Below are 14,515 nucleotides of genomic sequence, written 5' to 3' on the forward strand. Positions count from 1 at the left end.
TCATGTAAGTATCAGTAATAATCTGCGGAATTGTCATAATCCGAACGATCGCCATAAGCGCCGTAATCATCGTCTTCTTCCAGACGCATGGCTTTCGCTGCTTTTTTAATGAGTCCTATCTGCCCTGCGTGGTAAACATCGTGCTGGATCACGCCGTGGATTAATGTATAATAGGAGTAATCGCGGCCGGGTACGAATTCTTCCAGGAAGCTGTCGTCCTCGATCTTTTCGAGTTCGGAAACCAGCTCCTCCTGCGAAAGGCTCAGTTCCATCTGGATCGCCTCCCATTCAAATTCATCCACAACCGGAAATTTCTTCCAGTCCTTATCCTGTGTTTTAATATCGAACTCAGCGTCGCCCTGCAATTTACGAACCGCAAAAATGCGCCAGGTGGTCATGTGGTATACGATTTCCGCGATAGAGTGCGTATTGCTGCTCAGGCGTGCCTCCGCGATTTTCGGGGTAACGTCACGCAAAGCTTCCACTACCGACGGCCCATACCATGCCTCTTCGCTTTCGTAGGTGTCGTTGAGTACATCTATAATTCTTAAAATCTCTTCTTTTGCTTCCATATGATTAGATTAAACAGCTGCAAATTTACGGGGATTCGGCCTAAGATTTTCCAAATGTGTTTTCAATATTAAAGAGACATTTTACCGGGTTCCATACTCTCCTGAGGTTTTGACAGAAAAAGTAGCGTTCCAACCAATCGGCGAACGATGCGGTCAAGGTTTAGGAGTGGATGAGTTTAAAGTTCAAAGGACTCCAGACTCGTGGACTCTAAACTAATCGACTCTAAACTTTCGTTTATTTAGCAAATTTTAAAATACAACTCAAATGTTCAAGAAAGCCTCTTTCCTCTTACTGATCGTCGGCCTTGGGTTGATGTCGTGTTCGAAAGATCCGATCAGCGACCTTTCCAATGAGGAGTCGTTGGTATACATAACAAATCACGATAAATCGGCCAATTTCACGCAGTACAAGACATTCAGCATTGTGGACTCGGTGCTGATCGTCGAGAATTCGCGTGCCGGCACTTCCCTCGACGACATCGACCGCGCGATGCTGCAACGCCTGATCACCAACATGGAATCTATGGGTTACAGGCACGTGGGCCGTAAGGAAAATCCAGATGTGGGTATCAACGTATCGTGGATCACCAATACTTACCTCAATGTTTATCAACCGCTTTCCTCCTATTATGGCGGCTACTGGGGTGGTTATGGCTATGGTTACCCGAATTATTACAGCTATTATGAGACCAGCGAAAGTTCCTGGGTGATCTCGATGCTCGATTTTAAGAATCCGCAAACAACGCCTTCCGGCAAAACTTTCAATGCGGTATGGGAAGCGCAAATCCGCGGTGCGGCCATCGGCGACCAGAAGCTCGTAGACAAAATGGCGGATTCCATTTTCGGCCAATCCGGTTATCTTAAAGTCAAGTAACAAATGAAACGCATCATCATCATTGCCCTTTTTCTTGGGAGTGTACTGCCCGCATTGGCACAGGAAAAACCCAAGTTATATACCATCGCCTCCCCGTTTGAACGTTACACCCATTACCTGGCCACCGCCCGTTTCATGGGAGCCGTTCCGATGGGTTCTTTCAAAGATAATTACATTGATAAGGCTTCATTTCAGAACTTTTCGCTCTCTATTGAATGGGTTTTGAGAAACTCGCCGCTTTCAGTTGGAGGTGAAATCGGTTCAACTTATTTCGAGAAACGCGTACCGAGAGCGCTTTATGAAGGTTCGGAAGGTACTATTTCAGCGGTACAGACGCGCACCGTTTCGCAATATCCCGTGGAAGTGTTCTCCAACTACCATTTCCTGCCCCGCAATTCGCAGGTGCAGCCGTATGTGCAGATCAGCGGCGGGGCGAGCATTCTGGACTACACTGTTTATTATGGTACATTGTCGTCGCAGGATCAGAAAGTACGCTTTAAGTACGGCATTGGGGCCGGTTCTAAATTTTTATTTAAAAAGGATGGGACGCTGGGCCTCGATGTGCGTGTCAAATATGATGGCACGGCTTATAAATATGACTACATCGACAAAGGCATATCATCCGTGAACGGTTCGATAGGCCTATTCTATCGTTGGTGGTAAACAACGCATCGTGACACATAAAAGGAAGGTTTTGACCAAAACATCGCTTATCTGGCTTAGTGGCATTCTCGCATTTCTGATCGGTTCCGGGCTTTGGGCCTGGAACCGCTTTGGTCCCAGCAGCCACAAAACTTACGTACAGGTTACAGAAGGCTTCCCCATGGCGCGCACGCTCGATTCCGCCTCCCATGCGTGCGACCTCACGATCCGCCGGTATCGCCAGATCGGCCGGGAAATGCAGTTCGAGCTTGCAGCCAATGCAGGAGGGCTTGCGCCTTATGACGTAAAAATCACCCAGAACGGCCAAACTCAATCCTTCCAGTCCGTACCGCATCGCTACGGCACCTGGCTCACGATCCCCGATGTACAGGTCAAAGGTGGCGAAGCACAAATCCACGTTTCGAGCCTCGGCCAGCAGGGTTGCCAAACAACCGCCGCATTCAATTTTGAAGCTGCTGTGGCCAATGAGGTGTTAGATACAAAAGAATGGATCCGCCAGGGAAGTAAGGACAACTGGCTCGACGTGCGGCCCATCCGGAAAGGCGGCAAATTCTATCTGCGCGATTTTGCCAATTATAACGACAGCCGCACCAAAGTGGTCATGATTGACGGCATTGTGGTGCAGGGGCTTGAAAATGGCATTGAAATAAAACCAGGCTATTTGTACTCGGTAACCTCCCGATGGATAGATGCCCCTTACAACGACTGGTGGAATGCCGCCAAGAACCGCAGCCTCCGTCAGCAGAATATCTACATCGCGGGCAAGCCGGAGCAAACAGGTACGCAGGCACTGACGCGTATCAGCATTCCCGACTGGTTTTCGCCCTCACGCACCATTAATGTCGATTTCGACACAAGGTTCCCTGAATTTGAGCCCGTCAAAGGCAAGCTGGTCATGCAATACCGGCTCAACAACTACGTACCTTCCGATAATTACTACAAACGCGGGATCGGCTATTTGTCCAATACCGAAAAAGAATACCCTGCGGAAAAGCTACATTACACAGCCACTCCTAATTATTTCGGCGACAAGGACGAAAAATGGTTTGCAAGCCTTTCTAAAGAACAAGTGGAAGCGCTGGCGGGCGTGCCGGGGTTCGGGGTGTATGCTTACGATTTTGAATTTTGGAACCAGCATTATTCCAAAGAAGTCATTCAACGACTGATATGGTTTTCGAAAGTGATCAAAAAGAACCACCCGAATATGCATTTAATGGATTACTGGGGTGGCGGGGCTTATACCAATCCGCATATCAATACCGTCGGCGGCGCAAACCCGAAAGATTTTATCAAAGAATACAACGACCCGAAAGCCAATAATCCGAACTTCGACCCACTGCCGAATGGCGACAGTTTCCGGGACGTGTTCAATACCGTGCCGATAGATGTGTATCCCAAACCGATGTTTGCGATCGATAATGCGGGCAACTCGCCCAATAACTTCGTATTGCTCTCGGCGATTCACTCGCTGCGCATTAACAAGCTCCTGCCCTACCAGAAAAACAACAAATTCATTTTCTATGGCTGGAACCGGTACATGCCTTTGTATAAAGACCCCATCGTTCCCTGGAATTACCAACTCACCGATCCGAAGGGCGAGCTTATCATGAACCAGCTCGAAATGATGCCTGCCAGCCAGGCATTGAGCTTCTCGCTGTTCTCATTAATCCTTTTCGATGGCTATTACCTCTGGCACGACGGAGCCCCTAGCGCTAAAAACCCGAATGCCTATAAATTATCGAAAGACATGTGGGGCTGGGGTTACGAATGGTACGCCGCCGACGGCAAAACGCCCGAAAGCGAAGTGGGCCGCAATACTTCCGGCGGAACCGCCGCTCCATACTGGGACTTCCCTACCGAATATTATGCATTGGGCAACTGGATGGCCAAGCAAGTCGAGGATGTAATAGTAGGCGGCCAAAACCAGGACCTGGCCTTCCAACTGGACGGGCGGTGGATTCAACCCAAAAAAGAGCAAGCTTTGCTGGCGATCGATAGTAAGCAGCCATTTGTTACTTCTATTGTAAAAGGTAACCAGATAGTCGTATTAGCAGTCGATTCATTCCAGCAACCTTCGGCACAACGGAAAATGAAGGTTCGCCTGCCGGACGGCACCGAAGCGGAGATAGAACTGTATGGCAACTGGCCGTCGCTATACCGCGGGACATTGAAGAAATAGTTTTGAAATACCTGATAAAAGCAGAGAGCTCGCTGATGAAGCGAGCTCTCTGCTTTTTATACAAATATAGACTAGGCCACTCTTACGTAGCTTCCGAGCCATTTCAGGTGCGTCCCGTACTTGTGCATGATCTCCTGCACCTGCGGGTCGTCCATATGCCCGAGGAATTCCACTAAGAACCACGCCCGGAACGACGCCTCGCCGCGTAACGGCCGGCTTTCGATCTTGGTGAGGTTAATGCCACGGTCGTTGAAATCTTTCAGGAACTCGTACAATACGCCCGGACGGTTGGTATTCGGCAAATTCGCAATAATCGTCGTTTTGTCATCGGCGCTCCTCATGTTCGTAAAATCCTTCGCCAGGATCAGGAAGCGCGTCTGGTTCTGATCACTGTCTTCGATGTTGTCGAAAAGGATAGGTACCCCAAACAGCCTCGCTGAAATCGACGAGCATATCGCCGCTGCATCCGGTTCTTCGGAGGCCAGTTTGGCGGCCTTTGAAGTAGAATCCACCGCGATCAGTTCGACACCCATTCCTTGCAGGTATTCACCGATAAACTTCCCGCATTGCCGGAATGCAATGTCTTTGGAATAAATCCTTTTGATCGATTTCAGATTGTCGGACTGCGATGCGAAAGTGAAATGCACTTTCAGGAGCATTTCAGCCACGATAGACAGATTCTTTTCACGCAGGAAGTCCGCAGTCTCAACTACAATACCTTCCTGATTATTCTCGATAGGCACCACGCCGAACTTCGCACGACCGGTCTCTACGCTTTCAAACACCGAATGGATCGTGGGGAGCACAAGGTACTCGCTCATCGCTCCGAAACGACCTTCGGCCGCCTGATGCGTGAAACTTCCTTCCGGCCCCAGGTACGACACCCGCTCGGGCAGTTCGAGGTTGCGGGATACCGCAAATATTTCGAAGAAAATGGCGTCGATCGCCTGACGGGTGAGTAAGCCGTTGTTATGTTTTGCCAGCCGGTCGAGGATTTGCTTCTCTCTTTCGGGGCGGTAGATAATCGACTGGGAAGACCGTTTCACCTCGCCTACCTTCTTCACGAGCTCCATGCGCTCGTTCAAAATGCTCAGCAGCTGATCGTCCAGCCCATCGATCCTGTTTCTTAAATCCTGTAATTCCACAAAAACACTTTAAATAGGTTGTTCAAACCGGGAGGTGCGTTTACACTTTTGAATAAAGCCCTTCCCGGCACGATATTACTTGACCACGCCAAAGATAATGCGCGGCATGCAATGCGCGGCAGGCCTAGCCCACGAGTGCAAGCTCTTCGACATTCTTCTCTACTTTGAGATTATCGATAATAAACCGCTGTCTCTCGGGCGTATTTTTACCCATAAAATAACTCAGCAGTTTTTGAATGGACGTTTCCTTTTGCAGGATCACCGGTTCTACCCGCATGTCCTCCCCAATAAATTTGCCAAATTCCTCCGGAGAAATCTCCCCTAACCCTTTGAAACGGGTGATTTCCGGCTTATTGCCCAGCTTGTCGATCGCCGCCTGCTTTTCTTCTTCGCTGTAACAGTAAATGGTTTCTTTCTTGTTGCGAACGCGGAACAAAGGTGTTTCGAGCACAAACAAATGCCCGTTCCGAACCAGGTCCGGGAAGAATTGCAGGAAAAAGGTCATCAAAAGCAATCGGATGTGCATACCGTCCACATCGGCGTCGGTGGCGATAATAATGCGGTTGAAGCGCAGGTTTTCCACTCCATTCTCCACATCCAATGCATGTTGGAGCAGGTTAAACTCCTCATTTTCGTAAACAATCTTCTTCGTGAGCCCGAATGAGTTCAAGGGCTTACCCCGCAAACTGAATACCGCCTGGGTTTGAATATCCCGCGATTTGGTGATCGAACCGCTTGCCGAATCCCCTTCCGTAATGAAAAGCGTGGTTTCATAACGCTGCTCACTTTTCGCGTCGGTGAGGTGCAGGCGGCAGTCGCGGAGTTTTTTATTATGCAAATTGGCTTTTTTCGCACGATCGTTGGCCAATTTTTTGATACCCGCCAGTTCTTTCCGCTCCCGCTCCGATTGTTCGATGCGTTTTTTCAATGCATCGCGCGATTCGGGGTTCATGTGCAGAAAATTATCGAGCCTTTCTTTCACGAAATCATTCACAAACGTCCGCACAGTGGTGCTGTTCGGGTCGGGCGTGATGGTGTTGGAACCCAATTTTGTTTTGGTTTGTGATTCAAAAACCGGCTCCTGAACGCGGATTGCAATTGCGCCTATAATGGATGAGCGAATGTCTTCCGGCGCGTAATCTTTCCCGAAATGCTCGCGCACCGCTTTAACAACTGCTTCCCTGAATGCAGCGAGATGGGTACCTCCTTGTGTCGTATACTGACCATTCACAAAAGAGTAGTATTCTTCACCATATTGGTTACCATGAGTCATCGCCAATTCAATATCGTCGCCCTTCAAATGGATGATGGGATAACGCAGCGATTCCGGGTCGGATTTGCTTTTCAGAAGGTCGAGCAGGCCGTTCTGGGAGAAGTATTTCTGCCCGTTGAAATTGATCGTGAGCCCCGCGTTCAGATAGCAGTAGTTCCAGATCATATTATCCAGGTACTGCGGGATATACCGGAAGTTTTTGAAAATAGTATTGTCCGGTTCAAACGCTACATAGGTTCCGTTGCGCTGGCTCGTCGTTCCCTCTTCCGATTCGCTCAGCAGCGTTCCCTGGTGAAATTCCGCGGCCTTGGTCTTTCCATCGCGGTACGACTGTACCTTGAAATGGTTAGAAAGTGCGTTCACCGCCTTGGTTCCTACGCCATTCAGCCCCACCGACTTCTGGAACGCGCCCGAATCGTATTTACCACCGGTATTGATCTTCGAAACGCAATCTACCACTTTACCCAACGGAATACCGCGGCCGTAATCGCGCACTTCCACACGGTGTTCGGATATCTTAATTTCGATCGTTTTGCCGTTGCCCATCATGTGTTCGTCGATCGAGTTATCCACCACTTCCTTCACAAGCACGTAAATTCCATCGTCCACCGACGAGCCGTCGCCGAGCTTTCCGATGTACATCCCGGGCCTGAGGCGGATATGTTCTTTCCAGTCAAGCGACCGGATACTGCTCTCGTCGTACTGAACATTTGTACTTTCCATATTTATAACTATTCTTTTAGGAGTATTATCGCTTTTGGAGGCGGTATTTTAATATTTTGAATCTTTTGTCGTTACCCTGTTATAACTTTGCCGGGCTTCCCAGCGAGGGACCCCGATTAATAGAAATTCTTTAAAAATAGGAAAAATCTAATTTACTTTGCCATGATATACACTACCACAATATTGCGTGTACTCGAATCCCAAATTCAAAAATACTAGTCTTATACATAGTTTTAATGAATTTTCAGACTTTCAATAGTACAATAATTCTTCTTATGAACAGATCCAGGTTGGCTAAAAGTTATAAATCTGTACTTCCCTATTTCCTGAGTTTAATCATTTCGTTGCCCGCTTTCTCACAGGTTACTGCCCCAACAGCCCCTTCCGGAACTGCCCCGACGTCCAACGGCGCCCAGGGCAATACGCAATCGGGTCCGAGAGGCAATACCGGCACTACAGGCGGTAACACACAATCGGGAGCGGGCAATCCGCAAGGCACCACACAGCCGGGCGGAAATCAGCAGGGAGGCAACCAGCAGTCGGGAAACCCGCAGCAGGGGAACGACGGGCAGGGTGGTGATAAAGGCAAAACCGCCGCTAATCAGACTGCCGAAGGCGGCGACCAAAGCAAGGTCAATACCAACACCAGCACCAAGCTGACTCCAGAAGAACAAGCAAAGGAAGCTTTTCGTCAGAAAATCTACGGATATTCGATATTTGCAGATAAGAATCTGGGACTAATCCCTGATTTACAAATCGTTACACCAACCACCTACGTTGTAGGGCCGGGTGACGAATTGAAGATATACCTGTATAACTACGCAGAAAGCACTTACGAAACCATTGTCAACAAGGACGGTTTCATCAGCATTCCCCGCGTTGGAAATGTAATGGTAGCAGGTCGTACGATCGAAGAAATCAAGAAAATCCTGATCGACAAGTTTGCCAAATTCGTACCAGGAATGATCGGTACAGGAGGCGAAGGAGCCCGTACCAAACTGATGGTTACGCTCGGAGAAGTTCGTTCTGTAAAAGTTTTTGTGACGGGTGAAGTGGTCAATCCGGGGACTTATACAGTGTCCTCGCTGTCGTCTGCATTCAACGCATTGTACCAGGCCGGCGGCCCTAATGAAATTGGATCTTTCCGCGAAGTACGCGTCGTTCGCCAGGGCAAGGTTGTATCTAAACTCGACATTTATGATTACCTCGTAAATGGTAAAATCGATGGCGATATCCGCGTTCAGGAAAACGACAACGTGGTTGTAGGTTACTACCTGAAACGCACCGAAATCGCCGGTATGGTAAAGCGTCCGGGTATTTATGAATTAACGCCGGAAGAGAAATTGGGTGATGTGCTCCGCTACGCAGGCGGTTTCAGCGACAAGGCTTACCGCGCAAGACTAAAAATACAACGCATTACTTCCAAAGAACGTAAGATCCTGGATGTGCCGGAAGAGCAGTACGACAGCTTCGAAATGGCAACCGGCGACTCGATCAATGTAGAGACTGTCCTCGACCGTTTCGAGAACATTGTCACCGTTGAAGGTGCGGTAATGCGCCCTGGTGAGTACTCGCTCGACAACAGTCCTACCCTGAAAAAACTGATTGAAAATGCGCAGGGAATGCGTGAAGACGCATTTGTAGGGCGCCTGAACGTACTGCGTACCCGCGAGGACCTCACGATCCAGACTATCCCCATCAACTTTACCGATGTATTGAACGGTGTAACGCCCGACCTCGTGCTGACGCGCCTCGACCAGATCGTCGTTCCTTCGAGATTCGAAATGGCGGAAACCGCATTTGTGAGTGTGGAAGGAGAAGTGAACAATACGAAAGTCGGTGAGAATGAGGGCAAATTCCCTTACACGACCGATATGACGCTTGAAGACGTACTGGTGCAGGCCGGCGGTCTGAAAGAGTCAGCCTATACTTCCGAAATTGAGGTTGTCAGAAGAAAAAGAAATTCGGTGGCTGGTGCAGCGAATGCGCAGATTTCCGAGGTCTATAAGTTCAATGTAAACCGCGACCTGTCCCTGAATGCCAAAGCAACCAATTTTGTATTGTTCCCATTCGACCAGGTTATTGTTCGCAAATCGCCTAATTATGTCGAGCAGCAAACTGTTTTCGTGGAAGGCGAAGTACTCGTAACAGGTCCTTATACGATTGTCAATAAAAACGACAAGATCAGCGATATTATCAAAAGAGCGGGTGGCCTGACCGAGCTTGCCTATCCGGAAGGAGCAACGCTTTTGCGCCGCACAATCGTGAAAAACCTCGACGAGCCGGTAGATTACACGGAAGTGCAGCAGACTGAAAAGCAGATTAAGAAAGGCGCACTTACCGGTGACCTGCCAAATGTAAAAGAAGAGAAAATCGGGATTGTGCTGAAAAACATCCTGAAAAACCCGGGTTCATTCGAAGACCTCGTGGTGCAGGAAGGTGATATTATCCGCATTCCGAAACGCCTGGAAACCGTCCAGGTAACCGGCTCGGTACTTTACCCTACCACCGTGAAATACGGCAAAGGGATGAACTTCTCGGATTACATTTCACAGTCGGGAGGTTTCACGGTGCAATCGCTCAGAAAGAGCTCTTACATCAAATATCCTAACGGTAATATCGATCGTACCAGAAGGTTCCTGTTCTTCAATGTATATCCGAAAGTACAGCCAGGCTCGGAGATTTTTGTTCCGACAAGAAATGCACCGGCTCTGAATACACAGCAAAGCATTCAAACAGCTACAACCCTGTTGAGCTCAATTATGGGATTGATTGTAACAGTATTGGCATTCCGTTCACTTAAATAACTATGGCAACAACGACCACACAACAAATCCCCGACGACGAGTTATCTCCCAAGGAAGTCGTCGAGAAAATATTGGTAGTCAAAAATGCATTGATCCGCAACTGGCAATGGCTTTTGCTCCTGCCGGCCGTGGGTTTCGGTATCGGATATGCCATGGATACTTACCAGAACAAGCCGCCTACCTACGAAGCGACCGTCGTGTTTAACCTCGGCGCAGCGGGTGCGAGTTCAGGCTTTGGCGATGTAGCAGGCCTCCTCGGTATCGGCGCACAACCGGACGCGAATATTTTCACCGGAGAGAACTTCTTCTATTTTGTAAAGTCCCGCCCGGTATTGGAGCGGAATTTGATGAAAGAGGTTGAGATCAACGGCAAAAAGCAACTTCTTGCCAACTTTTACATCGATTCCAGCGGTATCAAAACGTCCGATTGGGCAGATTATCCCGATTTGCAGAAGTTCCATTTCACGTCTAATGATGTCAAGAAAATGGACCTCAATTCCCGTATCAACCTCAATACCATCGTAAAGCGTGCGGCTGAGGCAACGGAGATTGCATCCCTCGACCGCAAATCGTCGTTTACACAGATTTCCACCAAGATGGAGAACGAGCACCTCGCGGGCTTGTGGGTAACCACCCTGCTGGAAACGGTAGAAGAAATGTATACTGAAAACCAGACGCAAAAAACGCGCAAGACGCTCCGACTGCTTCAAAGCCGGGCCGACTCCCTGGCCGCGGTATTGGGTATCGCAGAACATAAACTGGCGAAACAGCTCGATTACAGTGCCCAGATCATGATGCCGGAAGCCAAAGTTTCGGCGACCAGCATGGAAAGAAAGTCGTCCTTCCTGCAACAGTTGTATTACGAAGCGATGGCCAACGCCGAAAAAATGCGTGTTTCCCTCGTAAAAGAAGCTCCTTTGTTCACAGAAATCGAGGGTATCAAAGTACCTCTGGATGTGAAATATGAAGATAAGCGTAATGCCAAAATCGGGGCATTGGCAGGTTTGATGATCGCACTGATCTTTGTTTATTTCAGAACAGTGTTTTCTACACCTACCACCACAATCGTGCGTAAGGAGGCGGTAACGGCATAATCATGGCAACTCAACACTCTATTACTATCAAGGCCGGTGGGTCCGAGAAGGATTACTGGAAAGACCTTTGGCTCAATAAGCAATTACTCTGGATCCTTTCAAAAAGAGATCTCTCCGTTCGATATAAACAGACACTCCTCGGTGTAGCGTGGAGCGTACTGCGCCCGCTCATGACGATGACCGTCATGGTGTTTGTTTACAGTTATGTAGCTAAAATCAAAGCGGATCCCGGCATTCCCTACCCTCTCATGGTACTTGGAGGACTGACGATCTGGACGTTCTTTGCCAACACATTCACGCAGATCAGCAACAGTATCCTGATCAACCACAACCTGGTTTCGAAGGTATACTTCCCGCGGTTGCTCATGCCACTGAGCTCGGTTGCCGTTGGTTTTGTGGATTTCCTCATCACTTTCGGCATTTATTTGCTGGTGACGGCATTCTTCCAAACCCCTATTAGCTGGCAGATCATATTTCTTCCTTGCTTCATTTTGCTTACATTTATTACATCGATGGGCTTCGGCCTGTTTTTTGCTGTGCTGAATGTACGCTTCCGGGACATCGGACAGTTGATTCCCTTTATGGTACAGGTGGGCATGTATGTATGCCCAGTGGCTTATCCCAGTAGCCTCGTTAAAGGCACCTGGTATGAGAAATACTATAACCTGAACCCGCTTGTTGGGATTATCGACGGTTTCCGCTGGTGTCTTTTGGGAAGCAAATCCTATTTCAACCCGCAGAGTTTGTATTCAACGGTTATTACATCATCGATCATTTTGGTTATTTCGCTGATCTATTTCCGTAAAAAAGAGAATACTTTCGTAGACCATATCTGAAATAACTACTCTTGGGCATGTCTGTAATTGTAGCTGAAAATATCAGCAAAAAATATATCATCGACCACCAGCGTAAAAACGGGTCGTCCGGCCTGCGTGATATTGTTTCCGATACGGTTGACAAGTGGTTCCGCAAGCAGGAAAAGAACGGTTTCGCCGAGAAAGAGGAGTTCTGGGCGTTGCAGGATGTGAATTTTAGTATTGATAAAGGAGACCGCATTGGTATTGTGGGCCACAATGGCGCCGGTAAATCGACGTTGCTGAAAATCATGAGCCGCATTACCGAACCTACTACCGGCCAGATCAAAATCGACGGCCGCATTGCCAGCTTGCTGGAAGTAGGTACGGGCTTCCACCCTGAATTGACGGGACGCGAGAATATTTTCCTTAATGGTGCTATTCTCGGAATGTCAAAGGCTGAAATCCGTGAATCATTCGACGCAATCGTTGATTTTGCAGGGGTTGAAAAATTCCTCGATACGCCTGTTAAGAGATATTCTTCGGGGATGTACGTCCGCCTGGGTTTCGCGATCGCGGCACACCTGAACCCGGAAATCCTCATTGTAGACGAGGTACTCGCCGTGGGTGATACCGAGTTTCAGAAGAAATGTCTCGGTAAAATGCGCGATGTTTCGGAAAGCGGTCGCACGCTGCTTTTCGTAAGCCATAACCTTACCGCCATTCAGGCACTTTGCAACAAGTCGTTCTATTTCGAAAAAGGCCGGCTGATAGACCAGGGCGACACGACGCACATCGTGACCAACTATCTCAGCAAAGTTTCCCACAAATCGCTGGAAAAGCATTGGGACAATATCGACTCCGCTCCCGGAAACGACCAGGTGCGCGTGAAGAGCTTCAAACTTTTCCCGGAATATCAGGACGATCTGAACCACATCGACGTCCGTACGCCGATCAACTTCCAGTTTGAGTTCTGGAACATGGTAGAAGGTGCTTCCCTGAACCTGAGTATGCACCTGTACACCTTCACCGGCGAATGTATTTTCAACGTAGGCACGCAGGCCGAGAGCTTCTCAAAAGGCCTTGTGAGCGGAACATGTGAAATCCCCGGCAACTTCCTCAACGACGGCTCGTACGTCGTTTCGATGATGATCGTAAAAGACACAAGCACCGTGCTTTACAATATGGAGGAAGCCCTTGTTTTTGATATTGAGGATTACCGTGAAAATGTGACCTGGTATGGCAAATGGCCCGGATACATTCGCCCTCAATTGAATTTTTCCATTCGCCAATCTGAACACGTAGTGAATGATTAACGTCACTAAAACCTTTCTACCTGACCAGGAAGAATATCTGCAATATGTCCGTGGAATTTGGGAACGTGGTTATCTGACCAACAACGGCCCCCTGTTACAAAAGCTCGAAGGGCAACTTAGGGAGTATCTGAAAGTCGATCACCTTTACTTCTGCGGTAATGGAACGATCGTTCTGCAAATAGCAATCAAGGCGCTGGAACTGAAAGGCGAGATCATTACGACGCCGTTCTCTTACGTGGCGACCTCCAATGCGATCCTGTGGGAAAACTGCACGCCGGTTTTCGTGGATATCGATCCGGCCACGTTCAATATCAATCCGGAGTTGATCGAAGCGGCCATTACACCAGCTACATCGGCCATTCTCGCAACGCACGTGTATGGCAACCCCTGCGATATTGAAGCGATCGAGGCTATTGCAAAAAAACATAATCTGAAAGTTATTTATGACGCGGCGCACGCGTTTGGCGTTACCTATAAAGGAAAATCACTGCTTTCATACGGCGATTTGAGCACTTGCAGCTTCCACGCCACGAAAGTGTTCCATACCATCGAAGGCGGCGCATTGATCTCCAATCACCCCGAGCTGGACCGCAAGCTGCATTTGCTGCGTGCTTTCGGCCACCAGGGCGACGAGCATTATGAATTCGCAGGGATTAATGGAAAAAACTCGGAATTCCATGCCGCAATGGGGCTCGTGAACCTCCCGCAGGTACCGGCGATCATCCATGCGCGTAAAGAAGTTTTTGCCGCTTACGATAGCCTGCTCAACTGGGATATTTTGTTTAAACCTACATTGAGTACTGACATTGAATATAACTATGCTTATTACCCCGTGGTGTTTCCCTCGGAGGCAGTCATGTTTAAGGTAATGGATGCATTGAAAGTGGAAGAAATCATTCCGAGGAGATATTTTTACCCGTCGCTTAACACCCTTTCCTTCATGCCAAGGCAAATTGCCTGCCCTGTTTCTGAGGATATCGCGGCAAGAGTGTTAAGTTTGCCATTATATGTAGGGCTTCCATTCGAAGATATCGAGAGGATTTCCCGCATTATCAACGGTCATTTATCACCATAA

At 48.6% G+C, this 14,515-nt stretch carries 11 protein-coding genes; 8 read left to right on the forward strand and 3 right to left on the reverse strand.

The features are described from left to right. Window positions 1-11: 11 nt before the first annotated feature. Window positions 12-572 (reverse strand): DinB family protein, encoded by a 561-nt coding sequence (locus tag J2Y43_RS22810; RefSeq protein WP_291195551.1) that lies wholly within the window; start codon window positions 570-572, stop codon window positions 12-14. Window positions 573-837: 265 nt separating this feature from the next. Here J2Y43_RS22810 and J2Y43_RS22815 point away from each other — a divergent pair, with 265 nt between their 5' ends. From J2Y43_RS22815 to J2Y43_RS22825, 3 genes are read left to right on the forward strand one after another with little or no spacing between them, the layout of a single operon-like run. Next, the gene (locus J2Y43_RS22815; protein ID WP_309986898.1) at window positions 838-1,446 is read left to right on the forward strand and encodes a DUF4136 domain-containing protein; all 609 of its coding nucleotides are present in this window, start codon (window positions 838-840) and stop codon (window positions 1,444-1,446) included. Between the two features lie 3 nt (window positions 1,447-1,449). Further along, entirely contained in the window at window positions 1,450-2,109 is a 660-nt protein-coding gene (locus tag J2Y43_RS22820; protein ID WP_309986895.1) for a hypothetical protein, read from the forward strand. A 10-nt stretch (window positions 2,110-2,119) separates the two neighbouring features. After that, entirely contained in the window at window positions 2,120-4,288 is a 2,169-nt protein-coding gene (locus J2Y43_RS22825; protein ID WP_309986891.1) for a hypothetical protein, read from the forward strand. Between the two features lie 71 nt (window positions 4,289-4,359). Here the strand turns inward: J2Y43_RS22825 and pheA are convergent, their stop codons facing one another. Continuing rightward, entirely contained in the window at window positions 4,360-5,433 is a 1,074-nt protein-coding gene (gene pheA / locus J2Y43_RS22830; protein WP_309986887.1) for a prephenate dehydratase, read from the reverse strand. A 124-nt stretch (window positions 5,434-5,557) separates the two neighbouring features. Further along, window positions 5,558-7,429 carry a DNA topoisomerase IV subunit B gene (locus J2Y43_RS22835; RefSeq protein ID WP_309986884.1) on the reverse strand — a complete coding sequence of 624 codons (1,872 nt, stop codon included), beginning with the start codon at window positions 7,427-7,429 and terminating at the stop codon, window positions 5,558-5,560. 275 nt (window positions 7,430-7,704) lie between these two features. On the opposite strand from J2Y43_RS22835, the gene J2Y43_RS22840 reads away from it, so the two are divergent. Genes J2Y43_RS22840 through J2Y43_RS22860 form a run of 5 tightly spaced genes read left to right on the forward strand, consistent with a single transcriptional unit; the run spans window position 7,705 to window position 14,515 of the window. Continuing rightward, on the forward strand, window positions 7,705-10,236 hold the full coding sequence (locus J2Y43_RS22840; RefSeq protein ID WP_309986882.1) for an SLBB domain-containing protein: 2,532 nt from the start codon (window positions 7,705-7,707) through the stop codon (window positions 10,234-10,236). 2 nt (window positions 10,237-10,238) lie between these two features. Further along, window positions 10,239-11,330: a hypothetical protein gene (locus J2Y43_RS22845; RefSeq protein WP_223403842.1), complete on the forward strand. Its 1,092-nt coding sequence runs from the start codon at window positions 10,239-10,241 to the stop codon at window positions 11,328-11,330. Between the two features lie 2 nt (window positions 11,331-11,332). Further along, complete coding sequence (locus J2Y43_RS22850; protein ID WP_106597149.1) at window positions 11,333-12,166, forward strand: ABC transporter permease; 834 nt, start codon at window positions 11,333-11,335, stop codon at window positions 12,164-12,166. Window positions 12,167-12,183: 17 nt separating this feature from the next. Continuing rightward, window positions 12,184-13,440 carry an ABC transporter ATP-binding protein gene (locus J2Y43_RS22855; RefSeq protein WP_309986875.1) on the forward strand — a complete coding sequence of 419 codons (1,257 nt, stop codon included), beginning with the start codon at window positions 12,184-12,186 and terminating at the stop codon, window positions 13,438-13,440. After that, window positions 13,433-14,515, forward strand: a complete 1,083-nt coding sequence (locus J2Y43_RS22860) for a DegT/DnrJ/EryC1/StrS family aminotransferase (RefSeq protein WP_309986871.1) — start codon at window positions 13,433-13,435, stop codon at window positions 14,513-14,515. The genes J2Y43_RS22855 and J2Y43_RS22860 overlap by 8 nt, the downstream gene beginning before the upstream one ends.

The organism is Dyadobacter sp. BE31 (assembly GCF_031457695.1).
Classification (GTDB): domain Bacteria; phylum Bacteroidota; class Bacteroidia; order Cytophagales; family Spirosomataceae; genus Dyadobacter.

What these genes read in the sequence shown, in the direction of transcription:
- J2Y43_RS22810 (WP_291195551.1), bottom strand. Translation starts at nt 572, where the DNA reads ATGGAAGCAAAAGAAGAGATTTTAAGAATTATAGATGTACTCAACGAC.
- J2Y43_RS22815 (WP_309986898.1), top strand. Translation starts at nt 838, where the DNA reads ATGTTCAAGAAAGCCTCTTTCCTCTTACTGATCGTCGGCCTTGGGTTG.
- J2Y43_RS22820 (WP_309986895.1), top strand. Translation starts at nt 1,450, where the DNA reads ATGAAACGCATCATCATCATTGCCCTTTTTCTTGGGAGTGTACTGCCC.
- J2Y43_RS22835 (WP_309986884.1), bottom strand. Translation starts at nt 7,429, where the DNA reads ATGGAAAGTACAAATGTTCAGTACGACGAGAGCAGTATCCGGTCGCTT.
- J2Y43_RS22840 (WP_309986882.1), top strand. Translation starts at nt 7,705, where the DNA reads ATGAACAGATCCAGGTTGGCTAAAAGTTATAAATCTGTACTTCCCTAT.
- J2Y43_RS22845 (WP_223403842.1), top strand. Translation starts at nt 10,239, where the DNA reads ATGGCAACAACGACCACACAACAAATCCCCGACGACGAGTTATCTCCC.
- J2Y43_RS22850 (WP_106597149.1), top strand. Translation starts at nt 11,333, where the DNA reads ATGGCAACTCAACACTCTATTACTATCAAGGCCGGTGGGTCCGAGAAG.
- J2Y43_RS22855 (WP_309986875.1), top strand. Translation starts at nt 12,184, where the DNA reads ATGTCTGTAATTGTAGCTGAAAATATCAGCAAAAAATATATCATCGAC.
- J2Y43_RS22860 (WP_309986871.1), top strand. Translation starts at nt 13,433, where the DNA reads ATGATTAACGTCACTAAAACCTTTCTACCTGACCAGGAAGAATATCTG.